Annotated in this window: 30 protein-coding genes and 1 pseudogene; 9 read left to right on the top strand and 22 right to left on the bottom strand. The window is 61.9% G+C overall.

Annotated features, from left to right (window positions below):
• The 3 genes from J2045_RS21960 to J2045_RS21950 all read right to left on the bottom strand — a co-directional run.
• A partial coding sequence (locus J2045_RS21960; RefSeq protein ID WP_307377205.1) for an IS110 family transposase occupies positions 1-411 on the bottom strand: 411 nt, incomplete at its 3' end.
• Between the two features lie 340 nt (positions 412-751).
• The gene (locus J2045_RS21955) at positions 752-1,255 is read right to left on the bottom strand and encodes a GNAT family N-acetyltransferase (RefSeq protein ID WP_307377202.1); all 504 of its coding nucleotides are present in this window, start codon (positions 1,253-1,255) and stop codon (positions 752-754) included.
• Between the two features lie 219 nt (positions 1,256-1,474).
• Positions 1,475-1,804 (bottom strand): DUF6107 family protein, encoded by a 330-nt coding sequence (locus J2045_RS21950; protein WP_307377199.1) that lies wholly within the window; start codon positions 1,802-1,804, stop codon positions 1,475-1,477.
• 360 nt (positions 1,805-2,164) lie between these two features.
• Here J2045_RS21950 and J2045_RS21945 point away from each other — a divergent pair, with 360 nt between their 5' ends.
• Positions 2,165-3,028 (top strand): phosphatase PAP2 family protein, encoded by an 864-nt coding sequence (locus tag J2045_RS21945; protein ID WP_307377197.1) that lies wholly within the window; start codon positions 2,165-2,167, stop codon positions 3,026-3,028.
• A gap of 61 nt (positions 3,029-3,089) precedes the next feature.
• Here J2045_RS21945 and J2045_RS21940 read toward each other — a convergent pair whose 3' ends face one another.
• The 3 genes from J2045_RS21940 to J2045_RS21930 all read right to left on the bottom strand — a co-directional run bounded on the left by J2045_RS21940 (position 3,090) and on the right by J2045_RS21930 (position 5,692).
• Positions 3,090-3,662, bottom strand: coding sequence for an alpha-ketoglutarate-dependent dioxygenase AlkB (locus J2045_RS21940; protein ID WP_307377194.1), 573 nt, complete (start codon positions 3,660-3,662; stop codon positions 3,090-3,092).
• Between the two features lie 101 nt (positions 3,663-3,763).
• Entirely contained in the window at positions 3,764-4,204 is a 441-nt protein-coding gene (locus tag J2045_RS21935; RefSeq protein ID WP_307377190.1) for a hypothetical protein, read from the bottom strand.
• A gap of 378 nt (positions 4,205-4,582) precedes the next feature.
• Positions 4,583-5,692: a phage portal protein gene (locus J2045_RS21930; RefSeq protein WP_307377220.1), complete on the bottom strand. Its 1,110-nt coding sequence runs from the start codon at positions 5,690-5,692 to the stop codon at positions 4,583-4,585.
• Positions 5,693-5,788: 96 nt separating this feature from the next.
• Here J2045_RS21930 and J2045_RS21925 point away from each other — a divergent pair, with 96 nt between their 5' ends.
• Both J2045_RS21925 and J2045_RS21920 read left to right on the top strand, forming a co-directional pair.
• Positions 5,789-6,019: a hypothetical protein gene (locus J2045_RS21925; RefSeq protein WP_307377189.1), complete on the top strand. Its 231-nt coding sequence runs from the start codon at positions 5,789-5,791 to the stop codon at positions 6,017-6,019.
• Positions 6,020-6,023: 4 nt separating this feature from the next.
• The gene (locus J2045_RS21920; RefSeq protein ID WP_307377184.1) at positions 6,024-6,422 is read left to right on the top strand and encodes a type II toxin-antitoxin system death-on-curing family toxin; all 399 of its coding nucleotides are present in this window, start codon (positions 6,024-6,026) and stop codon (positions 6,420-6,422) included.
• Between the two features lie 8 nt (positions 6,423-6,430).
• Here J2045_RS21920 and J2045_RS21915 read toward each other — a convergent pair whose 3' ends face one another.
• Entirely contained in the window at positions 6,431-6,736 is a 306-nt protein-coding gene (locus tag J2045_RS21915) for a Dabb family protein (RefSeq protein WP_307377180.1), read from the bottom strand.
• A 79-nt stretch (positions 6,737-6,815) separates the two neighbouring features.
• Positions 6,816-7,436: a glycoside hydrolase family 19 protein gene (locus J2045_RS21910; RefSeq protein ID WP_307377177.1), complete on the bottom strand. Its 621-nt coding sequence runs from the start codon at positions 7,434-7,436 to the stop codon at positions 6,816-6,818.
• Positions 7,437-7,644: 208 nt separating this feature from the next.
• Here J2045_RS21910 and J2045_RS21905 point away from each other — a divergent pair, with 208 nt between their 5' ends.
• A complete protein-coding gene (locus J2045_RS21905) occupies positions 7,645-7,770 on the top strand; it encodes a hypothetical protein (RefSeq protein WP_307377175.1) in 126 nt (41 codons plus the stop codon).
• A 325-nt stretch (positions 7,771-8,095) separates the two neighbouring features.
• Here the strand turns inward: J2045_RS21905 and J2045_RS21900 are convergent.
• The 9 genes and pseudogenes from J2045_RS21900 to J2045_RS21865 all read right to left on the bottom strand — a co-directional run bounded on the left by J2045_RS21900 (position 8,096) and on the right by J2045_RS21865 (position 17,755).
• Positions 8,096-9,452 (bottom strand): annotated as a pseudogene (locus J2045_RS21900) (DNA-packaging protein).
• 340 nt (positions 9,453-9,792) lie between these two features.
• Positions 9,793-10,599 carry a DNA adenine methylase gene (locus tag J2045_RS21895; RefSeq protein WP_307377173.1) on the bottom strand — a complete coding sequence of 269 codons (807 nt, stop codon included), beginning with the start codon at positions 10,597-10,599 and terminating at the stop codon, positions 9,793-9,795.
• A gap of 104 nt (positions 10,600-10,703) precedes the next feature.
• Positions 10,704-11,165, bottom strand: a complete 462-nt coding sequence (locus J2045_RS21890) for a hypothetical protein (protein WP_307377170.1) — start codon at positions 11,163-11,165, stop codon at positions 10,704-10,706.
• A 152-nt stretch (positions 11,166-11,317) separates the two neighbouring features.
• Positions 11,318-12,118 carry an HNH endonuclease gene (locus J2045_RS23205; RefSeq protein ID WP_503128842.1) on the bottom strand — a complete coding sequence of 267 codons (801 nt, stop codon included), beginning with the start codon at positions 12,116-12,118 and terminating at the stop codon, positions 11,318-11,320.
• Between the two features lie 163 nt (positions 12,119-12,281).
• Positions 12,282-13,436: a GGDEF domain-containing protein gene (locus J2045_RS21885; protein ID WP_307377168.1), complete on the bottom strand. Its 1,155-nt coding sequence runs from the start codon at positions 13,434-13,436 to the stop codon at positions 12,282-12,284.
• 125 nt (positions 13,437-13,561) lie between these two features.
• Positions 13,562-13,912: a carboxymuconolactone decarboxylase family protein gene (locus J2045_RS21880; RefSeq protein WP_307377166.1), complete on the bottom strand. Its 351-nt coding sequence runs from the start codon at positions 13,910-13,912 to the stop codon at positions 13,562-13,564.
• A gap of 145 nt (positions 13,913-14,057) precedes the next feature.
• On the bottom strand, positions 14,058-14,261 hold the full coding sequence (locus tag J2045_RS21875; RefSeq protein WP_307377164.1) for a heavy-metal-associated domain-containing protein: 204 nt from the start codon (positions 14,259-14,261) through the stop codon (positions 14,058-14,060).
• A 70-nt stretch (positions 14,262-14,331) separates the two neighbouring features.
• A complete protein-coding gene (gene cueR, locus J2045_RS21870; RefSeq protein WP_307377217.1) occupies positions 14,332-14,775 on the bottom strand; it encodes a Cu(I)-responsive transcriptional regulator in 444 nt (147 codons plus the stop codon).
• 421 nt (positions 14,776-15,196) lie between these two features.
• Complete coding sequence (locus tag J2045_RS21865) at positions 15,197-17,755, bottom strand: heavy metal translocating P-type ATPase (RefSeq protein WP_307377162.1); 2,559 nt, start codon at positions 17,753-17,755, stop codon at positions 15,197-15,199.
• A gap of 561 nt (positions 17,756-18,316) precedes the next feature.
• Here J2045_RS21865 and J2045_RS21860 point away from each other — a divergent pair.
• Positions 18,317-18,838: a GNAT family N-acetyltransferase gene (locus J2045_RS21860; RefSeq protein WP_307377160.1), complete on the top strand. Its 522-nt coding sequence runs from the start codon at positions 18,317-18,319 to the stop codon at positions 18,836-18,838.
• Between the two features lie 270 nt (positions 18,839-19,108).
• Here the strand turns inward: J2045_RS21860 and J2045_RS21855 are convergent, their stop codons facing one another.
• Together J2045_RS21855 and J2045_RS21850 are read right to left on the bottom strand one after the other, a co-directional pair.
• Entirely contained in the window at positions 19,109-19,537 is a 429-nt protein-coding gene (locus J2045_RS21855) for a hypothetical protein (protein ID WP_307377158.1), read from the bottom strand.
• 13 nt (positions 19,538-19,550) lie between these two features.
• Entirely contained in the window at positions 19,551-20,039 is a 489-nt protein-coding gene (locus tag J2045_RS21850) for an SRPBCC family protein (protein ID WP_307377157.1), read from the bottom strand.
• A 297-nt stretch (positions 20,040-20,336) separates the two neighbouring features.
• Here J2045_RS21850 and J2045_RS21845 point away from each other — a divergent pair, with 297 nt between their 5' ends.
• Genes J2045_RS21845 through J2045_RS23190 form a run of 4 tightly spaced genes read left to right on the top strand, consistent with a single transcriptional unit; the run spans position 20,337 to position 22,046 of the window.
• Positions 20,337-21,176 carry a hypothetical protein gene (locus tag J2045_RS21845; protein WP_307377155.1) on the top strand — a complete coding sequence of 280 codons (840 nt, stop codon included), beginning with the start codon at positions 20,337-20,339 and terminating at the stop codon, positions 21,174-21,176.
• A gap of 9 nt (positions 21,177-21,185) precedes the next feature.
• On the top strand, positions 21,186-21,515 hold the full coding sequence (locus tag J2045_RS21840) for a type II toxin-antitoxin system RelE/ParE family toxin (RefSeq protein WP_307377152.1): 330 nt from the start codon (positions 21,186-21,188) through the stop codon (positions 21,513-21,515).
• Positions 21,512-21,793 carry a helix-turn-helix domain-containing protein gene (locus J2045_RS21835; RefSeq protein WP_307377149.1) on the top strand — a complete coding sequence of 94 codons (282 nt, stop codon included), beginning with the start codon at positions 21,512-21,514 and terminating at the stop codon, positions 21,791-21,793. Before J2045_RS21840 ends, J2045_RS21835 begins: the two co-directional genes overlap by 4 nt.
• Before the next feature lie 7 nt (positions 21,794-21,800).
• The gene (locus tag J2045_RS23190) at positions 21,801-22,046 is read left to right on the top strand and encodes an antitoxin MazE-like protein (protein WP_370873190.1); all 246 of its coding nucleotides are present in this window, start codon (positions 21,801-21,803) and stop codon (positions 22,044-22,046) included.
• Here J2045_RS23190 and J2045_RS21830 read toward each other — a convergent pair.
• From J2045_RS21830 to J2045_RS21820, 3 genes are all read right to left on the bottom strand, one after another.
• The gene (locus J2045_RS21830) at positions 21,982-22,728 is read right to left on the bottom strand and encodes a hypothetical protein (RefSeq protein ID WP_307377147.1); all 747 of its coding nucleotides are present in this window, start codon (positions 22,726-22,728) and stop codon (positions 21,982-21,984) included. The two genes, J2045_RS23190 and J2045_RS21830, sit on opposite strands and share 65 nt — an antisense overlap.
• A gap of 7 nt (positions 22,729-22,735) precedes the next feature.
• Positions 22,736-22,999, bottom strand: a complete 264-nt coding sequence (locus J2045_RS21825) for a ribbon-helix-helix protein, CopG family (RefSeq protein ID WP_307377145.1) — start codon at positions 22,997-22,999, stop codon at positions 22,736-22,738.
• 65 nt (positions 23,000-23,064) lie between these two features.
• Positions 23,065-23,532 (bottom strand): YcgN family cysteine cluster protein, encoded by a 468-nt coding sequence (locus tag J2045_RS21820; protein ID WP_166603890.1) that lies wholly within the window; start codon positions 23,530-23,532, stop codon positions 23,065-23,067.
• Between the last annotated feature and the right edge of the window lie 191 nt (positions 23,533-23,723).

The raw sequence follows: 23,723 nt of genomic DNA, 5'->3' as shown, positions 1-23,723 counted from the left end.
GATCATCTGGACGATCTGCCGCCTGCGGGCAACGAGCGCCGAGAGGGCCTGGGTTTCCGCATCCTTGAGCGGTCGGAGCTCGGGCCTTGTCGCCAACACATAAGCGGCGATCACTGCCGCATCGATGGCGTCGGTCTTGGCTCGACGGCCGAGCGCATTGGCATAGGCGCGCACCTGTGCCGGATTGACCACGACTACGGCAAACCCGGCTGCGGACAGTCCGGCCACGGCTACCGTCTCGAAGCCGCCGGTCGCTTCAAGCGCCACCACATCGGCACCGAGCGGCTGCAACCGCGACACCAGATCGTCGATGCCGGCTTGTGTGTTTTCCACTTGGAAGACCGAACCGGACGGCGCCACGGCCACATCCAGGCGGTCTTTCGAAACATCAATCCCGACCACGATATCCATCTTATCCCATCCTTGCCTAAACGGACTTTGCCTGCGCAAGCGGCCCTGGCGACTGTTCGGGTTCGATGGAACGGCGGACGGAGACCCTTGCTCTCCCACGGGCTTGGTGTCCCAAAGAGGCTTCGGTCTCCCATCCGCCACCGCAAAAGGCATTACAGCCTCCAATGCGGATTTTGGGAAGTTACAAGGCGGTCACGTCGCGAAGCAGCGAGTGGGGGTGATCCTGGCTGCGGATCGGACGCCGAACGCAGGGAGGCATACCTCCCGCGGCTCCATCACGGACCCCAGGATGCCGTCCCAATGGTCGGGACCGAAAGAAATGCCGTCGTGCGCGCGACGCCTACAGATGCATCGTCATGGCCACCCGACGCTCGGGCCCCAATCCCTTGCGGATTTCCGCTTCCAGTATCGCATGGAGGCGTGGAGAAAGCTGCGATCGCTCGACAATCGCAAGTCCCATAGTCTCGTAGAAGGGTGCATTGAACGGAGCGAAGCGGTCCGTTGTCAGCGTCAGTCTTTCAAGATTTCGCAGTTTTGCCTCGTCGATCACGGTGGACAGAAGGCGTCTGCCGAGACCCCTGCGCTGCCAGTCAGGGTGGACATCCATCTCTCCTACGTGAACACAATCGTCCGCAACGTAACCGCCGCAGTAGCCAATGACAGCACCTGAAACATCCGTGGCAACGAACAGCAGTCCGTTGTCAAAATACAGTTTCAACTCTTCGTCGCTGCTCGCCTCTGCCGGGCCGCTTACGGCACCCGCAGCCCGCAGCGTTTCGAACGCCGCGAGCTCCACGTTCCTGATCGCTTCGAAGTCGAGCAGACTGGCAGTTCTCACAAGCATCAACCCGCACCATCTTCCTTGTTATGTCCGCAGGTAAAGCAGTCATTGTATCAACCCGATGACAAGTGGCTATGCCGCCCCCCGCCCGCCTCCCCCTTGAGGGGGGAGGTCGCCGCAAAGGGGCGGGTGGGGGTGATCCTGGCTGCGGGTCACACGCCAGACGCAGACTGAGGTGCCACCGCGACACCCCACCCCGGAGCTGCGCTCCGACCCTCCCCCTCAAGGGGAGGGTCCACCCACCTTGTCTCCCGCGCGCCCCGTCAGCCGCACCAGAACGCCCAGCCCCCACCAGGCGGTGAACGAGGCGAGCGTCGCGCCGGCCAGCATGGTTTCCGCCGGTGACAACCGCCCCTCCAGCCCGAGTTGGGCCGCGCCCCAGAGCCCCACCGGCCCGCCGAAGATCAGCCCGCAGGCGACCCCGGTCAGGAAGCGCACGGCTGCCTCGCGGCGATGTTTGGGAAGCAGATAGACCAGCGAGATCGCGGAACCCGCGACAGCGCCGATCAGACGGGCGGAAGTGACGCCGCCGTCATGGCCGAAGTCAGTCATTTGTTCATCTTTCTCGCCTAGCTTTTCATCCTGCGCCGGCCGGAACGATCCCGCCCTCAAGGCCGCGGCCGGCGCAACCCTTCCCCTCATCGCCGCAAACCTTCCCCTCATCGCCGTTGTCCAGCCACTTCACATTTCAGATGAAGCGGCTCCGGATTGTCGAACCCGTGGAATCGCTTGGCGGAAGCCGTTCAGACAGTGAGTCCGGCGGCATGGAGGGTGGGGCAAGGTCCCTGCAGCGCGCGCTCCGTCCACATCCGATCTCATCCTCGGTCCAACACAGACAACTCTGCCAGGATTTCATCAGGGCTTCACAAAAGCCGGCTTTAGTAGCGCCGGGTGAATTTCGGGGGAAATGTGATGGCCTATGCTTCGGATCTGTCGCGCGCGCCGCGCGGCACCGTCCAGGAGAAACCGCTCCTGCTCGCGCTTCTGGTGACGCTGACACTGTCTGCCGTCTTCGTCACGTTTCCGCAGATCGACATCGCGCTCAGCCGGTTCTTCTATGTCGAGGGCCAGGGCTTTCCGGCGGCGAAGATCACGGCGCTCAACACGTTCCGCGCCTTCGGCCAGTATTTCCCGCTGACACTCACCATCGTGCTGGTCTTCGGCCTCGTCCTGAAGCTGATCTATCCCTCGCGACCATCGTTGTTTCCGCCGCGCTTCACGCTCTATTTCGCCAGCCTCTTCCTGCTCGGCCCGGCGCTTCTGGTCAACGGCATCTTCAAGCCGCTCTTCGATCGCCCCCGCCCGCGCCACATCACCGAATTCGGCGGCAACGAGATCTTCGTCAAGGCCTGGGGCCTTGGCGGACAGTATTTTGACGACCGTTCCTTCGTCTCCGGCGAAGCCGCCGTGGTGGTCTGTCTGATCCCGCTCGCCTTCTTCGTGCCGGTCGTCTGGCGGGCCTGTGTCTTCTGGCTTCTCAGCCTGTTTGCGGCGCTGACTGCGCTCAACCGCATCGCGTTCGGCGCGCATTTCCTCTCGGATGTGCTGATCGCCGCCGGCCTGATGGGCATCCTCGCCATCGCGCTCGGCTATCTCTTCTACGGCCGCGCCGGCGCACGGGCCTGCGATGCCAGCCTCGAAACGGCCATGACCGATCTCGGCCACACGCTGCATGCGGCCCGCCGCGCAGGCATCGCCGCCATCCTCCGCCGGCTGTCCCTCGTCCCGGTTTTCCTCGCACCCGCGCCCTCGGCAACCGACGACAGCAAGGCCTGATCAGGCTCTCCCCCGGTTCGGATACGCCTCTGTCCCGGACCGAGAGGCCCGGGATCAGCCTTCAAAACCGCATGGACCGAAACGTCAGCGACACCCGCCGCTGCCGCATCACCCGCAGCCCGTCGATCACGTCCGACCGCCGCGCCGGGATCGCATGCGTCCAGTCACGCCGCGCCGGTCCGGCGAGCACCAGCAGGGAACGCGGCAGCAACATCGAAGCCCGCGTCTCTCCGCTCTCAAGGTTCGCAAACCGCATTTCGCAGGCCGACAGCAGACTGAGCGAGGCGATAACATCGCCGAAACACGGCTCGCAATCGACATGCGCGCTGATCCCCTGCCCGGGCAGATATTCGTTGGCGATCACCTGGTCCGGTACGGCTAAGAAAAACCCGTCCGCCACCAGCCGCTCCGCCAGCCCCTGCAAAACCTCCGGCAAGGGCCCGATCCGACTCTCCACCGTGGCGCTCCTCGCTCGGTAGTCATAGCGATACCCGAAATGCCGCACTCGCCGCTTCAGTTCACCACTCCACTCGCCGGCATCCAGGAAGGCGATTAGCGCGGCTTCCTGCTGAGGGGTGATCCAGTCGGGGATCACGCTGGCGCCGGGTAGAAGATCGCGGGCAGGGAAATACATGTCAATCACCACTAGGAAGCCAACAAGGCTGTACGGAGATTGAGATCCACGTGGATCACAGGCGCGACGGATGCAAAGTAACGGAGGGGGATGCGGCGAGACTAAGCGCGACCGTTTATTTCTCGCATTGCCATTATGTATGCATAGTCCCTTCTGTAGGTTTCTAAAAGAAATCCAATCCTTGGACTGGGGAAACCGCGCCAACAGCCGAAAAACTCAGATGACCAGGGCAGGACCACTATGTTTTTCGCATCAAGATCGAAGCGCGTTGCATACGGGAGTCCCATCTCATCCAAATGCAGTGAGTTTTGCACAATAATATCAATGCTTTGACGCTGCAATATTTTAAGATTTTTGGTGCCGAACGAGATTCGACAGCCATATTCGGCTGTTTCTTCATCTTGTAATACGTCCAGAATCAAACAAGGGCGAAGCCTTAGCTCGCCCTTGGGGTTCGTCTCGGGGAAATATGCCGTTACTATGTCGAATGCGGATGGCGGTTGAGACGCCCAATCAAATCGACTGCGAGAGTCCAAACCCATCGACGAGCTTCCATTTCCTCACATTGGCGGATTTTTCAGCTTTATCCCGTAGCAATTTGACCGCCTCTGGGGTCACGTCATCGCAAGGTGCGAAAACTTCAGGCGGAAATCGGTCTTCAAACCGAATTTCACCGCTATTTTTCATAGGTGTAGACATTGAATGTCTCCCAACTTTCTAGTTAGCATCAGATAAGCACGTAATTCACGTTGGTTCAACGGCTCATTCGACCACTACGTTCCGTAGTTTAATGAGCATTCCTTACGTCGCGCTTAACTCCGAGCTCTTGGCTCTTGATATTTAAGTGGTGTGCCTATCACAACTTTCAACACGAATGAAAGTGCACAATTGCCACAGCCGTCAACGCTGCGGAACACCCCTCAATACCCCACCGCCTCCCGCTTCTCCTCCTCCGTCAAAAACGCCGCCGCCCCGACCCTGGCCCAAAGCGCATCGCGCTCCACCGAAAGCCCCGCCACCGTATCGAGGTCCGGCACCAGCCGCAGCGCCTCGCCGGTCAAGTCGCCCAGAAACACCGAAAGCGACGCCCCCGTGCGGGTCACCAGCGGCAGCACGGTCAGCCGATAGAAGGCGCGGTTGGCCTCCTGGTAATTGGCATAGGTGTTGTCGCCGGGAATGCCTAGCAGCATGGGCGGCACGCCGAAGGCGAGTGCGATATCGCGGGCAGCGCCATTCTTCGCCTCGACAAAATCCATGTCCTTGGGCGAAAGCCCCATCGATTTCCAGTCGAGCCCGCCTTCCAGCAAAAGCGGCCGCCCGGCGCGCATCGGCCCGGAATAGCCCTCGTCGAGCTCCACCTTCAGCCGCTGATACTGGTCGGCGGAGAGATTGCCGCCTTCCTTGGGCTGATAGACCAGCGCGCCGGAAGGCCGGGCCGAATTGTCGAGCAGCGCCTTGTTCCAGCGCCCCGCCGCATTGTGCAGGTCGAGCGCAACTTGAGCTGCTGCGAGCGGCGCAAAACCCTCGTGATCGTCGAGCGGGTGAAACAGCTTCAGATGCAAGAGCCCGTCCAGCGCGATCCGCCTGGCCTTCGTGCCGGCGCGGTAGTCATAAGCCAACGGCCAGCCATCCGCCCCGGTCACGACGCTCACCCGGTCCGGCCTCAAGAGATGCAGTTCCGCCCTCCCAGCACCGATCTCCACCGCCTCGACGTAAGAATTGCCCGAAAGCAGCAGCTGGCCATACAGCGTTTCCAGAAAATCCGCCCCCGTCATCGCCCCGTTCGGCCGTGCCAGCAGGGCAAGCGCCGGATGCGCCTCCCGTTCGACCGCCGCCTGATAGGCAAGAAAACCGATGCTGGCGGCTGCCTCCGACACCAAACGCACGCAGCGATGCGCCACCGGGTTTTTCATGAAGCCTTCCCGCGCCAGCGCCGCGTAATTCCGCCCCGTCCAACGCGCCTCGCCCTCGCCCGCAATCAGCGCCAGGGCCGTGCCAGGTCGCGGATGCAGCGCCTTTTCTTCGGGCATGGAGGTTCGATCCCGGACGGAAGCCCAGGGCAGACGGAAGTGGAGTTTCATGGGGATGTCCTCTGAAATGAATGTCGAGACTCGGGCAGCGCGGCAGTGCTCGTCAAAACACCAATCCTGCGCTATATTCGCTCTATGAGTTCAAAGGCGAAAATCGGTCGTGTTGACGAGAGGCGGAACAGCGATGGCCGCAAGGCTGCGGTCGCGTCTTCCGAAGGCGTCGTGTTGAAGACCGCAAAGCCTGTTGCAGTCAGGCCGGATCTCGACGATTTCGTCGAAGACCTGCTCGTCACCGACAAGATCATCCTGGATCATCTGGCCAAGTGAGCGCATGAGCGAGCCCCTCTGGATTGCAATCGAGGATGTGATTGCGATCAACAGACGGTTGCTTCTCGGCACATCGGAGAACCACTTCCTGCGCGATCGCTCCGCCCTCGAAGGCGCCCTTCACCGTCCGCGTTTCCAGGCAGAGTATCACCAGATATCGTCGGTCTCCTGGCTCGCCAGCTGCATCATCCAGTCGATCGGCAAGGCGCATGCCTTCGAACAGGGCAACAAGCGGACAGCCTGGCTTTCGGGCCGTTATTTCATTGCAATCAACGGCTACCGATTGTTTTTCGATGCAGAACAGCAGGAGCGCCTGAAATATGTGATCGAGGAGCTGATCATCGGTACCGACGACCCGTCCCTGCTCGCGGACCGATTGGAGCCCTTGCTAAGCCCGGCCTGACACGCCCCTCACACCCGCCCCCGCACCGCATCCCCCACCACATAATCCGCCGCAAACCGCTCCTCGCGCAGCGGCTTCACGCGCCGGATGCTCTCCTCATAGAGCGGATGGGCCTTGTAGGCGGCAAGCGCCGCCTCATCCTCGAATTCACCGTAAACCACGAGGTCGATGCTGCGGTGAAAACCGTCGGTCTTCACATTCGTGCCGATCTCCAGCCGCGTGGCACTCGGGATCTCGGTGAGGATCGAAAGCCCCGCCCGGACCGCCTCGACATTCTCAGGTTTCACGGTGAAAAAGACGATATGGCGGATCATCGGGCAGCCTCGCAATCTGTTGCAGCGCACCAGCCGATAGCATCGCCCGGCCTGTCGCTCAATGTGCCGCTTGGCCGTTTCACACCATCAGCCCGGCCCTGACAGCCGCATCGAAGGTCCTGGCCGTCACAGCGATCTTTTTCGCCCGGTCCGTCCCGTTGACGATTTTTCGCGCACCGGTCCAGTCCGCCTTGGCGCCTGAAAAGAAATCCGCAAGCCTCGCTCCCGAGAACAGCCCCTCGGTCATGCCGACCACCAGAATGGTCGCGGATACATCGAGCCGGAGCGCCAGATCCGGCTCGGCCACCAGGTCGAGCCCGGTCACCCGGCTCATCCTGGCATAATTCTCGCGGTGGGTGATCTGCACCAGCCCCCGGCCATGATAGCTCCGCCCCTGATCATCCCGCCGCCAATAGGGCACCGTCACGGTCGGCAGCTTTCCACCGCGCCAGGCGCGCTCCAGCCGCGCCACGGCCTCCTCGTCGGTCTCCGCCAGCGTCTCGCGCACCGCCTGCATCGTGCCGGCAGTCTCGTGATGGGCGGTTGCCAGCATATAGGCGAGCCAGCGCGGATCGACCCAGCCGCGCGCGGAAAAGCGCGTCAGCACCGCCTCCACGCCCTCCACCTGCCCCTGGCTCAGCCGCCCGCCGAACACGGCGTTGCGCAGCCCCGCGAAGACGATTCGCCGGTCGATCCGCATGGTCAGATCCTTAATGTCGGAGAAAGAACAGCCGTCCCGGGCGCGACGGGCACCTGCGGCCATGAAAAAAGTTCGGAATTAAAACGATTGAAGAAATTTCAATCGTTTAGAGCCCGTTCCGTTCATATTTACAAAGGATTAACGCTGTGGAACTTTCAGCCCACAGACACGTTGGGAGCCCAGACTTCCAAACCCGAGGAGGGAAGAGATGCAGACGAACACTTCGACCAAGACCGCCGCTCCGGCAACGATCCCGGCCCATGTCCTGCAGCGCCTCGAAAACGAATGGCGCCAGGTCCGCCAGCCGGCCCCGCCCAGCAGCGAGTCCAAGTAACCCGATCCACCGTATCGCGTGGAAAAACCGGCGTCCGAAAGGGCGCCGGTTTTTTCGTTTGGGGTGCCAATGCCCCTCATCCCCTGCCGGGACCTTCTCCCCGTGAACGGGGAGAAGGCGGATCCGATGGGCGGCGGCGTCTCCGTCTCCCCGCCTGCGGGGAGAAGGTGCCCGAAGGGCGGATGAGGGGCAAAGCCGCGCACATCATGTCCCCTCACCCTGAGGTGCCCTCGCTCTGCGAGGGCCTCGAAGGGTCGAGGCCTCAAGGTTGAAATAAAATACTTCGAGGTCCACACTACCTGCGGGCACCTCAGCATGAGGGATCTCACACCCCCCGTATCCGTGGCTCGCTCCCGCCCTCCAGCATCAGCGCCGTCAACGCCCAGACCAGCGCATCCAGCCGGTCCGGCGAGCGCCCGTTCGACAGCCCCTCCGGGCCGAAATCACACATCTGGTCCTCGAGCTCGACAAACCGTCCGGCATGCAGAACCCGCCCCTGTTCGTACAAAGCCGCCACCGGTTCGGCGCGCAGGAACTTGCCGCGCGTGGCCCTCACCACCGTCACCGGCAGCCGCGCCTCGATGCCCTCAAGCACGGCGCGCACCATATCGCCGCCCTGGTTCACCTCGGCCACCACCCGGTCAGCCTCAAACCGTCGATACGCTGAAACCACCGCGCGGGCCCAGCCCGCCGGGCCGGCCCCCTCGACCGAACAATCTGATAGCACCACCGCCTGACCATTTTTCTTCAGCCCGGCAACCACAATGCCGCAGCAGGCGGACACGCCCCCCGCCGGCGGATCGACCGCCACGACGATCCGTCGCAAGGGTTCTGCCAGTTTCACGACGATCTCGTCGAGCCGCGCCCGCTTCCACAAAGCGTCCGGCCGGTCCTCGATCAGCTCGCCGTCCAGCTCCTGCCGCCCGAGCCGTGTCCCGCCATAACGGGCGGCAAGCGCCGCCAGAAACCCCGGCGCCAGATGCGCCGCATTGGCCGAAGTCGCCATCCTCGTAATCCGCGTCGCCTCATCCGCCATCAGCCGCTTCAACAGCGGCACCGGCCTTGGCGTCGTCGTCACCACCTGGCGCGGATCATCGCCCAACCGCAGCGCAAACTGCAGCATGTCGAAGGTCTCGTCGGCATGTTTCCATTTGGCGAGTTCGTCACAGCATATGATTTCTAGCAACGTAGGGGGAAAAGCGGATTTTTATTAAAATGCGTTTCTACCTGACGTACTCGTCGCACCAGGCGAGATGAAATTGCGGCCCGCGCAGGCTTTCCGGGTCTTCGGAGGAAAAGATCTGCGCAATCGCCCCATTCGGCCAGACAAGCCTGCGTCTCGAAATCTCCACCTCCGGCCGCATCCGCCTGGCAATCCTCGTCAGCCCCGAGGCCCCGTCGATCATCACCTCGCGGGCATCCCCCAGCGTTTCCGCCACCAGCGCAATCCTCAAATCCGTCCGCTTGCCCGCCGCCAACACCTGCGCCTGCACCCATTCGGCCCCGGCCCGCGTCTTGCCCGATCCCCGCCCGCCGAGGATCAGCCAGCTCCGCCAATCTCCCTCCGGCGGCCATTGCTCGGGCCGTGCCAGAAGCCTCCAGTCCCGGGCGAGAAAGGCGATATCGGCGGGGGTAAACCGCGAAAGGTCGGCGATGTCTGCGGAATCAATCGGGTGCGGCATCACAAGATCTGCTGGCAATCGACCTGATACACCGATGACGAGTCTTGGGTCCCCACGCTCTTCTGAGATCATCCAGTTTGCTATCAAGCGGCACTGGGTCTTCGCCTCTTGCATCCTAGTTGATAAGTGAATCATTCGCTCTGTAAAGTCGCTGACAATACCAACGGCCAACGGACAGATTGAGGCTTCCCGCCCCCGTCGAAGGCTGCTCATAGATTTTAATGTCTATGCTATCTCCGGCATCGTCTCCGCGGCTGCGCTGGCGAAATGTACGCTTGGATGCATAAACTGCTTCGGTGCCGAGCGTTGAGCGCAAGGAATAGCCTGGCCGCACATGCTATTATGGAGATAGGAACAAGAGCTCCTTGCGACGTACTCTGCTAGACCTGCACGCCGTATATTCGACGTCCAACTCTCGCATCGAGAAGCCGTTGAAAGTTGTTCGAATAAATGGATCATCATTGACCGAGAGAACGAAGCGCCCTTTCAACCGGGTCAGTTGATCGGCAAGCTTTTCAAACTGGTCATTCTCAAACATCCCGGCTCCATAGTCATCTTCATGCCCATGATATGGCGGATCGAGATAGAACAGAGCCGTGGAGCTGTCGTATCGCTCAAGAATTTCCAACCAATCAAGATTCTCGACAATGACACCGGCCAAGCGTTCGTGAACCGACTGAAGGACCGTGCCCAAGTTCGATATGTTGAAGCGGCTGGGGCTGTTTTTGCTGATCCCGAAGCTCTGCCCCCGGACCTTCCCGGCAAAGCTCAGCTTCTGAAGATAGAGGAAACGCGCAGCACGCTCGAGATCCGTGAGGCCTTGAGGATCGGAAGCACGCAGCCGCTCGAACTCTTGTCGACTGGCCAGTTGAAATCTGAGGATATCCATCAATTGAGGGTAGTGTCGTTGAAGAATCCGAAAAAAGTTAAACACTTCACCAGACCGGTCGTTGATGACCTCGGCTTTCGGAACGCGCGTCCGGCGAAAGAACACTCCCCCCATACCAAAGAACGGTTCAATGTAAGATCTGTGTGGAACTCCCTCAATCAACCCGATGATTTGAGCTGACAACAGCCGCTTACCACCGATCCAAGGCGCTGGGGGATTTGTCTTGGGCACAACAGTAAGAACTTCGGGCGTTAGCATGCGGGACCTCGATATTGGTTAGGGCATCAAGATGGGCCAGACCACTGAGCGGTAGGAGAGTGTGCAACACTGAATGACGCCACATTCATTGCAGGGGGGAGCCCTCACGGCGGGCCCCGCCCCTCGGCCAATCCCGAAACCTCCGCCATCCTTGCTGCCACCGCCGCCTCAAGCCGTCCGGCCACTTCCGCCTCGACCCGAGCCGCAATCAGCGCCTCAACCTCGCCCCGCAAGACCTCCGGATCACGCGCCTCGATCAGCCGTTCCTCGGCATCCAGCCGGTCGCGCTCCAGCTGGCGCAGGAGCGCATCGATCTTTTCCAGCGTCCGCACGATCAGCGCAATCGCATCGGTTGAGGCCTTGATGTCGGCGCGCGCCAATTTCGCCAGCGCCTCGTCAGCGCCGTCGATCAGGCCCTCGGCCCCGGCCCTCAGGCGTCGAAACAGGTCGAACTGGGCGCGCATCTCCGTGGTGAATTCCTGGAGCAGCGCCTCCAGATCGCCTGCCCCCGCCGCCTTCACCTCGATGACATCAGGCAGTGCCTCGATCATCTCGGGCTCATCCATCCGCATCCCTCCGAAACGACAAAGGGCCCGCCAAGCGGACCCTTTCAAAACCTCTGCGGAACCCCATCTGGCCACCCGGCCACAGCTTTCCGATCATGCCATAACCCTATCCGACGACCGTCACGCTGTCAAGGATTATTTTCCTATTTCATCTATCCTGAGTGTCGTCCTGTAGAGGGGTGCATCATTCCAACAAGAACATGATAAACAGGCGCATCTCTTGAGGGAAAAAATTGTATGAACGCAACGACGAAACCGGGGTAATGGCTTCGACTAATCCATGTCCTTAGAAACAATCCATCGTCGCTCGTCGGTACGATTTTGAATGCATCTTCACACCCCACAAGAAAGTTAGGGTCGATATCTAATCCTAAAATGAACTCCCTGGTAAGCGGAATGTAATCCTGCACTTCGGTAGCAAATGCATAGCTATGCGCTATCTTGGCAAGGAAGCGACATAGAACGGTGCTGTTCAGGTCCGTCATGTGCAAGCTGACGTCTGCAGCGCCATACCTTAACCTCAACCGGTGCACCTGATCTTCGTCACACGTCGACCAGATCCCAATTTTGCGAACTTGTCCTTCGTTTGGTAGCAGTCCACGAAGAGCGCGCGCCGGAGAATAAATTGGACAGGTAAAGTGAAACGGATAATCGTCAATTGATACAAGCCTGTCTATTTCCGAACCATCAGCCATGATCAATGTGATTGAGTGTTCCTTCGGTCGCTTATCAGGCCTTCGGCTCCGCATCTGTAACTTAGCTCTGGCCTTACCGAACATACGCCGCAGTACAAACAACTCCAGCCGGGATGTCTTCTCCGCACATTTGGGACAGGACGATTTTGGGACAACTAGCTCGCCTCCCAGGGCATAGGGAAACACGTGCTCGTCCGTTAGCCTCTCGGGCATTCCCCCGCAATAGATGCAGAAATTTGCGGCTTTGAGTGCCCGCATGTCAGCTAGCCCCAAATGCGATGAAGTTAGAATTGCAGTAGTTGATCCACGCAACCCAGCATATGCCGACAATGATCCGCAGGAAAGGCGGCAGGTACGTTTTGGTAGAATTATACCCCTGATCCTATGGTGCCCTGCATAGCAGCGGCCTCACCAAGCCGCCTCACCCCGCCTTCGACCTGTTCCGCCCGGCACTCTTCGCTTCGTACAGCGCCAGATCGGCGCGCGTCACGAGGGTGAGCGCGTCGCGGTCGCGGTCGGCGCCGGCATAACCGGCGGAGACGGTGACATGGACCAGCCCGTCGGGGCGGCCGGGATGGGGGATGGCGCAGTCGCGGATGGTGCGCACCAGCCGGTCGGCCAGGAAGGCGCCGCCGGTCTCGCTGTCCACGGCAAACAGCAGGGTGAATTCCTCGCCGCCATAGCGGGCGGCGAAGCCCTCGTGGCGGGCGGCGAAGGCGGAGAGCGCGGCGGCGATCCGGCGCAGGCAGTCGTCGCCGGCCAGATGCCCCAGCCGGTCGTTATAGGCCTTGAAGTGATCGACATCGACCATCATCAGCAGCACCGACGGGCGGGACTTCAGCCAGCCGTCAAGCGTCTCCTCCAGATGGCGGCGGTTGGCGATGCCGGTCAGCGTGTCGGTGCGGGTGAGGTCGCGCAGCGCGTCGCCGATGCGCTCGGCCCGGTCGGCGCGGTTTTCGGCGTCGTACTGGGCAAGATAGGTCAGACAGCGCTGTCTTTCGAAATGCCAGTTGCCGTAGAGCGTGAAGAACAGCCCGGTGATCACCTGCACGGTCAGGGGAAAGATCAGGTTCTCGTCCAGACCGGGTTTGATGTGGATCACCCAGAGCGCCGTCAGGCAAGTGACGGTGGTGAAGATCAGCGCCCAGCGGAACCGCAGCACCAGCAGCATGTTGCCGAAGAGCAGCACCAGCGGCAGTTCGCCGAGCGTGTAGCTCGCATAGGGCGATTGCGAGATGTAGACGAGATAGAGCGGCAGCAAACTGGCGGTGAACATGCCCTGCAGCAACAGCACTTCGCGCCAGGCCGCCGGCAGGCGCGAGACCAGCAGGAAGATAAGAATAGAACCCGGCGTGAGCAAAAAGAGCCGCATCGCCACCGTAAACGGCTGGATATCGCCCATCAGGTGCAGGCTGGTCAGATTGTAGATGTTGTAGACGATCAGGCCGACGATGATCGCATGGCGCAGATGCCGGATGCGGGCCGGGCCGAAGTCGCGCTCATGGGCACGCTCCACTTCGGGCGGCATGCGCAAAAGCCAATCCACCCGTCCCCTGGCGCCCAGGTCAGCCCGCATGCCTCGTGATCCCTTCACCGGCAACGGCCCCACACCGCCGCCTTGCCGGAGATCATGCGCGAGGCTTGCAAATTTTTTGCTAATTTAGCCGGGATAATTCAGGGGTTTCCCGCAGGCTGCCGGAGTCAGGCCTCGGGGCCACCGAACTGCTCCCAGGCTGCCATGGCGTCGCCGGCATACATCAGCGAGGGACCGCCGCCCATGTAGACGGCCAGCCCCAGCGTTTCCTCGAATTCCGCCTTGGTGCAACCCAGCTTGATCAGGGCTTCGGTGTGAAAGCCGATGCAGCCGTCACAGCGGGTGGAGATGGCGATCCCGAGCGCCACCAGTTCCTTGACCTTCTTGGACAGCGCACCGTCCTTCGTCGCCGCCCCGGCCAGCGCCGAAAAGCCCTGCATCACATCGGGAATGTCCTTGCGCAAAGTCTTGATCCCGTTCGAGATTTCCCTGGTGATTGCGACGTAATCCTTGGCCATGGCGATGTCTCCGAAAACATATATTATAATTTATATCCATAGAAGCTAGCGAGGATTGCAAGGCAGTCGGCAGTCGGCAGTCGAGTTTGGATCGATCCCCGGCATGGGCTCACCCCCTCTTGCCAACTGCCCATGGCCCAAACCCTCAGACCTCCCGCACCGGCGTGTAGCCCGCCTCGCGAATGGCCTGTTCGGCCAGCACGGCATCGCCATCGACAAAGGCCTTGCGGGCGGCAAGATCGATGGTCACCGCCTTGCCGGGCAGCACCTCGGCCAGTGCCTTGACCAGGGTCTTCTCGCAGTGTCCGCAGGTCATGTCCTCGATCCTGAATACCGTCTGTCCGATCATGATGTCTTTCCTTTCTCGCGCCCCGGGCGCCATAATCCCTTGCATTGTCATCCTTCCCACGGGGGCAAGGTCAAGCCCCGCAACAGTCCCCGCCCTCACCTTTCGCAGTGGTCTTTTGCCGCAGCGGTCTGCCCTCGAGGTCAGCCAGGATCGGGCAATTCGGCCGGTCATTGCCCTGGCAGCGCTCGGCCAGATGGGAGAGTGTGTCGCGCATCGCCTGCATTTCAGCGATCTTCGTCTCCAGCTCCTCGACATGGGCGAGCGCCAGGGCCTTCACCTCGGCACTTGCCCGCGCCTTGTCGTCCCAGAGTTTGAGCAGCCGCTCGGTCTCTTCAAGCGAGAAGCCGAGATTGCGCGATCGCCGCACGAAACGCAGCCGGTTGACGCTGTCTACATCATAGACCCGGTAGTTGGACGCGGTGCGCCCTGCCGGTGAAATCAGCCCGATCTCCTCGTAGTAGCGGATCATCTTGGCCGAAACGCCGGAGGCATGAGAGGCCTCGCCTATGGTCATGGACATGGTTTCGTTCCTTGCTCTACGTCCCTCCCCCCTTGCGGGGGAGGACGGAAAATCGAAGGGTTAGGCGAGCGAAAGCCGCCTAAACTTCAGATTTTCCTGGTGGGGGGCCAGGTTCAGTCTGCACCAACCTAACCAAGCCCCCCTCTTGCAAAATCTGAGGTTTAGCCCTGATCGCTCTCAAGCCCTCTCATCGCCTTCTCGCGGCGTCGCGCTCAGGCCTCCGTTCGCGGAAATCGATTCACTGGATCGATTTCTGGCCTTCGGCCATCACTCCGAACTCTCCCCCGCAAGAAGGGGGGAGATAGATCCTCGACCCTCCCCTTGAGGGGGAGGGTCGGAGCGAAGCTCCGGGGTGGGGTGACCCGGCGGCGCGCACCAACATCACCCCACCCGCGCGTTCCGCGCGACCTCCCCCTCAAGGGGAGGTCAAGAACCCCGTCACCCGCGCCCGCTTCAACCGCAGCGCATTCGACAACACAAACACGCTCGAAAGCCCCATGGCCGCTGCCCCGAGCATCGGCGAGAGCATCCAGCCGAACACCGGGTAGAGCGCACCGGCCGCCACCGGGATCAGCGCGACATTGTAGCCGAAGGCCCAGAACAGGTTCTGGCGGATGTTGCGCATCACCTGGCGCGACAGTTCGATGGCATGCAGCGCGCCCGAGAGATCGCCGTTGACCAGCACCACATCCGCACTTTCAATCGCCACATCGGTGCCCGTGCCAATCGCGATTCCAGCGTCTGCCGTGGCGAGAGCCGGCGCATCATTGATGCCATCGCCGATAAAGGCGAGCTTGCCGCCCTTTGCCTGCAGGCCCTTGATGACGCTGACCTTTCCTTCCGGCAGCACTTCGGCCACGACATCCTCGATGCCGGCTTTGGCGGCAATCGCCTTTGCCGTGCGCCTGTTGTCGCCGGTCACCATCACCACTTTCAACCCCAGTCCCTTCAGCGCGGCAATCGCCGCCACACTCGTCTCCTTCAGCGGATCGGCCACGGCTATGGCGGCGGCGAGCCTGCCATCGACCGCCACATAAAGCGGGCTTGCCCCTTCGTCGGCGAGCCTTGCCATGGCGTCCTTCAGCGGATTACCGGTGGCATCCGCCGCCATCACGCCGAGTTTCACCATATAGCGATCGGCACCGGCTGCCACGCGCCGCCCCTTGACCATCCCGGTGACGCCAAAGCCGGTGACGGCCTCGACCTCGCTTGCCTCCATCAGTTCAAGCCCCTCGGCCTCCGCCGCCCGCACAATGGCATCGGCCAGCGGGTGTTCCGAGCGTACCTCCAGGCTTGCCGTCAGCGCCAGAAGCTCTGCCCGTTCAAAGCCTTGCGAAAGAATGATCTCGGTCACTTCCGGGCGGCCTTTGGTGATCGTGCCGGTCTTGTCCATGACGACGGTGTCGATAACCGACAGCGTCTGCAGCGCCTCGCCCTTGCGGAACAATACGCCGAGTTCGGCAGCTCTGCCGGTGCCAACCATGATCGAGGTCGGGGTGGCCAAGCCCATGGCGCAGGGGCAGGCAATGATCAGCACGGCGACAGCCGCCACCAGCCCATAGGTATAGGCGGGTTCGGGACCGAGCAGGAACCAGGCGATGAAGGTGAGGACCGCAATGGTAATGACCGCCGGCACGAAGAAGGCCGTCACCTGATCCACCAGTTTCTGGATCGGCAGTTTCGCCCCTTGTGCTTCCTGCACCATGCGGATGATGCGCGACAGCATCATGTCGGCGCCGATGCCGGTCGCCTCGAAACGGAAGCTTCCCGAACCGTTGACCGTGCCGCCAATGACGGTCGCCCCCGCTCCCTTCTCCACCGGGATCGGCTCGCCCGAGATCATCGCCTCGTCAACAGCGCTTCTCCCATCGATCACAAGGCCATCGACCGGAATGCGCTCGCCCGGACGGACAACGACGACATCGCCGAGCCTGACATCCGAGAGCGCCACATCGCGCATCTCCCCGTCGCGCTCCACCCGGGCGTTCCTAGCCTGCAGACCCGCCAGCTTGCGGATCGCCGCCCCGGTGCGGCCCTTGGCCCGCGCCTCCAGCAGCCGTCCGACAAGGATCAGCGTGACGATGACGGTGGCGGCCTCATAATAGACATGGCGCGCCTCGACCGGCAGAAGCGTGGGCGCAAAGGTGGTCACGACAGAATAGAGATAGGCCGCCGACGTCCCCATCGCGACCAGCGAGTTCATGTCAGGTGTCAGGCGAAAGAGCGCCGGAATGCCCTTCAGGTAGAAGCGCCGGCCAGGACCGACAAGCACTGCGGTCGCCAGCGCAAACTGCAGGAGATACAGCGTATTACCGGGAAAAACATCCATCAGCACATGATGCAGCGGCGGATAGATGTGGCTGCCCATTTCCACGACGAAAAGCGGCAGGGTCAGGACCCCGGCGATGAGCGCATCGCGCCAGAGCCCGTCGATCTCGCGGGCACGCCTTGCCTCGCGGCTGTCATCTTCCGCAGCCGGCCTGCCTGCGCCGGCACCCACATCTGCGCCCGCATCCGTGGCATGCTCAGGCCCGGCCAGCCGCACGTTGTATCCGGCCTTTTCCACCGCAGCCTTCATCGCCGGCAGGGCCACTGCCCCGCCAAAGACGCGGACCACGGCCTCGCCGGTTGCCAGATTGACGCTGGCGGTCTGAACGGCGGCAACGGTCTTCAGCGCCTTTTCCACCCTGGAGACGCAGGAGGCACAGGTCATGTCCTCGATTTCCAGCCTGAGTGTTTCGGCCCGCGCCTCATAGCCCGCCTCCGTGATCGCCCTTTCCAGCGCCTCAGCGGAAAAGCCTGGGCCGACGTTAAGCGACAGGGTTTCCGTGGCAAAGTTCACAGCACTTGCGGAGACGCCCTCGACAGAGGCGGCAGCCTTCTCCACCCGGCGCACGCAGGACGCACAGGTCATGCCCTCGACCGGGATCTCCAGCCGGATGGCTCCGGCTTCTGATCCGGCCGCATTGTTCATGTTTTGCATATTCAAATCATCACCTCTGTGCCCTTACATGGACCTTCCCATCATGGGAGGGTCAAGGGGTGGCGATGAAATTCGTTCCATCACTTTGAATATCGCCGGGCAAGGAACACTCCACCCTCCCCTCGAGGGGGAGGGTCGGAGCGCAGCTCCGGGGTGGGGTGACACACGGCGTTTGACTTCGCCTGAGGATGTCGACGGGTATGGATCACCCCCACCCGCGCGTTCGCGCGACCTCCCCCCGCAAGGGGGCGGTGGGTGTGCTCCGGTTAGCGTCTTGCCTCAGCAAGGCAGGGACTTGTGGGGTTAACGGCTCTTGCTGTCCCTGCCACCCTCCCCTCGAGGGGGAGGGTCGGAGCGCAGCTCCGGGGTGGGGTGGCGCGCGGCGTTTGACTTCGCCTGATGATGTCGACGGGTATGGATCACCCCCACCCGCGCGTTCGCGCGACCTCCGCCTCAAGGGGGAGGTGGGTGCGCCCCTCACCCGCCTGCCATCCGGGCTTGCCGCGCAACCACAAGCGTCCTAGGGATGGACGTCATCCCGGAGGAAACGCCATGCCGTTCAGTTTCACGCTCAGCGAGACACTGCCCGCCGATGAGGCCCAGATCCCGGAGCTCTATGCGTCCGCTTTTCCAGAGGAAGAGCTTGTCCCCCTGGTCGAAGCGCTGCTCCCAGACCCTGCCGTCTTGTCGCTTTCGGCGAGGACCGGCGCGCTGCTCATCGGCCATGTTCTCTTCACCCGCGGCGCGGTTGAAGGACGTCCCGAAACCGTGGCGCTGCTCGGCCCGCTGGCCGTCCATCGGGATCATCAGCGGCGGGGGATCGGCAAGGCCCTGATCGCCGAGGGTCTCGCTCGCCTGAAAACGCAGGGCGTGGCAGAGGTGCTGGTGCTCGGCGACCCCACCTATTACAGCCGCTCCGGCTTCCGGCCGGCCAGCCGGGTGACGCCACCCTATCCGCTCCCCGCTGAATGGACGGAGGCCTGGCAGTGGCAAAGGCTTGATGGCACCAGCGATGATCTCGGGGGTCGGCTGATATTGCCGGAAGCCTGGATGCGGCCGGAGTTGTGGGGTTGAGGGCCTTGGTGACCCTGCCACCCTGCGCCTCAAGGGGAGGGAATCGCGTGTGGATACCCCCCTCTGTCACTGCGTGACATCTCCCCCACAAGGGGGGAGAGCGGAGCGCCGCATTCGCCGATCCCTTTGCGGCGCCAACGGAATGTGAGCGGGCCGGCGGTTCAACCGCTCTCCCCCCTTGTGGGGGAGATGGCCGCCCTTCGACAAGCTCAGGAGGCCAGAGGGGGGTCCGTTCCAGATGCAATTGCGCCCTCAAGGGGGAGGTGGCTCTCAGCCTTCCTCCAGTGCCCGCAAATGCTCGATCCGCTCAGGCCCACAGGAGAGTTTGGCGACGAGTTTGTCCTTCGGCTCGATGATGCGCCAGAAGGGCACGACCTCGTCCATCGGCTTTCCTGCCTCCAGCTCGTCCAGCGCCACTTCGGCCACGACGCGCAGATAGATCGCGGTGGTGACGGGGCACATGGCGTCGGCTTTGGCGCGTTTGGCAAGATCGCTGCGCAGGCGGGCGATGGAGCGGGTTTCGCCGGAGGGAATGGCCGCGACATAGCGGGCGATGTCGCCCGGCGAGGAGATCAGCATCATCGCGCCTGAGGGCACGCCGGCAAAGGGCGAGGACAGCATCACCACATGCGGGTCCTTGGCGGCGCCGAAGCGCTTGCGCCAGTCGGTCGATTTCTTCGGTTTCTCGCTCTTGGCCATGGGCCTCCTCCTTTCAACGCTCGGCTTCTGTTTTCAGCGCTTGCAGATAACGGGCGGCAAAAGCCTGCGGATCAAACATGAAGCGGGCGATGATGCGACCGAGCGGATTGTCGATCGTTGCGCGCTCCACCACCGTCACCCGCGTGCCGCTCGCCTGCGGCTGAAGATCCGCCTGCCAGGAGCCATGGTAACCGGCATCGGAGCGGAATGTCAGGGCCAGCTTCAAGGGTTGGCGCTCTGCCCAGGCAAAGCGGATCACCTCGCCGCGCGTGGTCGTCTCCACCCAGCCATCGCCATCGACCTCGACCTCGATGGAGGCTAGACCGTCACGCCACTCCGGCTGGCGGGCGACATCAGTGATCACGGCGGCCACCCGCTCGGGCGGAACTGCAATTTCAGTTGCCGCCCTGCCCTCGCGCGTCGGCGGCAGAAAGAGCCCTGCGACAAAGACAAGGGCAGCAAGCCCGATGAGCGTAAGAGACAGGATCAGCAAGAATTTCACGCAAACCTCCCTGGGCAGAGGAGCACGTCCTAACGAAGAACTGCGCCTGAGGAAGTATCGGACGGAAAATCGTTCATGATCAAAAGCTTGAAGGCAAAGCCTCGCTTCTGGCAGCGTTTGCCCGATCCGGCGCATGACATCGCCTCGTCCATAAGCAAGACGTCAAACTGTGGCCAACCGGGCGTCTCGCCCCTGATCTGCCGAGACAAGGGGATCGTTTCATCCTAGCCTTGAGGCCAGAACGCCTGCAGTTGCGGTCTTTGCACCCTCGCGAAGACACCGAGACGGAGATAACCGATGTCTTTCATGCGTGCCTCGCTTGCCTTGTGCTCTTCGATCGGTCGGCTGCGCCTGACGGTTGCCGCCGCCATGCTATCCCTGCTCGCGTCCTGCCAGGCGCCACCCGCGCCGCAGATCCAGAGCGTTCTCGGGCAGTTTTCGCTCGCCGAGATCACGGTTGACTATTCCAGGCTGAACCAGCCGCTGCTGGTGTCGGATCTGGAGGGCGACATCAACCGGTCGGTTTCGTCTTCAACGATCGATGGGCTCGGGACGCGGCTCGGGCTGACCAACCAGGCGGCCAAGCAGACGGCGATGCAGCAGGCGATATCAGCCAATATCACCCCGCATGTGCGCGATCAGCTGACGCCGCTGTTCAAGGGGACGCGCCCGGCGCGCGCCGAGGTTGTCGTCTATTCCGTCTTTATCCGCAGCCAGCTCAGCCTGCAGCGGCTGACCGGGGCGGAAGTCACCATCGACGGGGTCAGGCGACCGGACGGGCCGCAGCTGGTTGCGGGGCTTCGCATCTATGACGTGCAGACCGGCGAGCCCTTGCAGGAGATTGCGCCGATCACCAAGACCGATGACGGATCGATCACGGTGTCCTTGAGCGGGCCCAAGGCGCCCGAATACGGCACCTCCCCCCGGCTGAACAAGCTGGCCTTCGACTTTGCCCGCGAGGCAGCCTACGCGCTTGCGAACGCCCCCCTGCGGCCGGTTTCGGCCCCGGCACCGTCCCCGGTCCTATGTTCGGCGGCCCAGCGATGGGGAGCGATGTGCGGACGCTTTGGTCGGTGCGGAAGGTGGAGTGAGGGGATGGGGGGGATGAATTGCGACAACATACAAAATATTGTATAGTCATCCTTCATGAGAACCGTCGTCTTCATTGGTAACGCCTTGCAGGCTTTGCGGGCCTTCCCGGCAACGGCAAGGCGAGACGCCGGGTATCAGTTGGACCGGCTGCAAAATGGGTTGGAGCCGGGGGACTGGAAGCCGATGGCCAGTGTGGGCTCGGGCGTTGAGGAAATCCGCATCAGAGACGCGAATGGTGCCTTCAGGATCCTCTATGTCGCCCGCTTCGCTGACGCCATTTATGTCCTGCATTGCTTTCAGAAGAAGAGCCAGAAGACCGGAAAACTTGATCTCCAACTCGCTGCCAAGCGCTATGGTGAATTGATGAGGGAACGCACGACATGAGCCAGGAAACTTATGCCAGCGTATGGGACGCCATTGAGGACACACCTGCAGAAGCCGAAAACATGAAGCTTCGCGCCAAGCTGATGATGGCACTTGAGCAGCACATGCTATCGAGCGGCTGGACCCAGGCAGAGGCCGCGCGGCGGCTCGGCGTGACGCAACCGAGGATCTCGGACCTGAAGCGCGGCAAGATCGACCTCTTTGCCCTAGACGGGCTGGTGACCATGGCGGTCGCGGCGGGGCTGACGGTCGAGATGACCGTGACGGAGGCGGCGTGAGGTGGAAATGGGTGACGATCACAGCGAAGTTATTCCAGCACGAGCCCTGGAAAGACCTGGTCATGAGCCGTCTATTGCGAGCGAACCCGGCTTTGCCGAGGACTGCGCGCGTCACGCTCGGCTGACAAGGCAGGCCGACCGTAAGGATGCGGGGCTTGAGGCTTTTCTCGATGCAGTAGCGACAGACGCTATTGGGTCCGACCGTGCCTCATCAAGACCTGAGCAACCGCAACATCCAACCATAGCTCGATGAAGCCGCTGGCCTCGCTAAGCGTCATTGGTACTTTAGGCGCTGAGGGAGTTCTGTGATGACGGTAAACGTTTGCCGTTCGCTTTAGGCGTTCTTTTTCCCGTTCGGAAATACCGGGCGTTGGCAAAGACCACAGCACCTCACAAGCCTTATAGTATTCGATCCATCCCGGTTCCCCGTGCAGATAAAGCAAAGCTTTTGCAAGGCGCTCATCCAACTGTGCTGCAAGCAAAAAGCCTTTCCGCAGACGATCCGCCTGCCTGTCTCCGCGCGGCAAACGAGGCGCCAGTCGAGCTCGCACCTTACCAACAGCATTCATGACCACCCCAGATAGATGAACATGACTTTTTGCTTCAATTGATGCGCTCTGAAAGTACTGCCAACCCTTATGCTGCCCATCAACAATTTTAGAGATGCTGGAGATCTTAAGCGGATGGGCATCGAAATCCGCTGGACAGATAAAACGCAGGAGATCCAATGTTCTGCCAGTGTATTCCAACACTTCATCAGCAGACCCAAGTCCGCCAAACCCACTGGCGCGCAGAACAACCAACGGGGTGTCGTTGACGTCCAGTATCTCAAAGTAGACCCCGTCTCTTGGGGAAAGTTTTGAGAGCCAAAAAGCCAAAGATTGATCAGTGCCGTCTACTCGCACAATCCAATCTCTGTCCAAGCCATCTGCCATCAATCGCTTAGCCCCGCCGCCTCTCCAGATGCGCCCGTACCTGATCGATGCTCAAGGCCCGCCCTGGATCTGCCTTCAACCGGTCATGGGCCGCGACACCTTCCGTGCGCAGCCAGGTCTCCAGGGACGCCTTCTCACGTTCGGAATTTTCCAGATCCTCGACAAGCGCCAATACCGCCTCTTCCACGAGCGCAGCCTTGCTCTGACCGGTGACACGGGCGAGGCCTTCGAGGCGGGCATCAAGGTCTTTGGGAAGGGTCAGGGCCAGCATGGCGGAGGTCTCCTTTGACGGCAAGGATACCATCCGGACCCGGCTTTTGCGAGAGCCCCTCGCCCCTACCCCCTGCCGCCCTCGCCGAGCCGCATCGGCCAGTCGACCACGTAATTCTCGAGATCCTCCACATCCATGCCCTCTTCCGAGATCGTGCGGCCCTTGGCGGAGACGCCGGCGGCGTGGACGGTGTTGGGGTCGCCGGAGACCAGCGGGTGCCACCAGTAGAGGTCGAGGCCCTCGTCGATCAGGCGGTAGCCGCAGGTGGGGGGAAGCCACTGGATTTCGCGCAGGCCCTGGAGTGTCAGCTGGATACAGTCGGGCACGGTGTCCTGGCGGTTTTCATAGTCCTTGCAGCGACAGCTCTCGCCGTCGAGCAGCTTGCAGGCAACCGAGGTGAAGACCACCTCGCCGGTGTCCCAGTCCTCCAGCTTGTTGAGACAACAGAGGCCACAGCCGTCGCAGAGGCTTTCCCATTCCGCGTTGCTCATCTCGGCGAGCGTCTTGGTCTTCCAGAAGGGTTGTTCGGTCATCGGCTCGTTCAACTGACTGTGGTTTTGCGGGGCATCGGTGGCATGCGGCTTCAGCCCTGGCGGGTGGCCCTGCTCCCGGCAGGTGGCAGGGGTGCAACGCCGTTCGGCAAAAAGCGCGCGCTCACCTCGGTCGGGTTCACCATGGCCCGCGAAACCGCTTGTTCTTTGGCGGCAAATCGCCCATCACTCGT

It is taken from the genome of Peteryoungia aggregata LMG 23059 (assembly GCF_030814435.1).
Lineage (GTDB): Bacteria > Pseudomonadota > Alphaproteobacteria > Rhizobiales > Rhizobiaceae > Allorhizobium > Allorhizobium aggregatum.
This window is presented reverse-complemented; position numbering and strand designations above follow the sequence as displayed.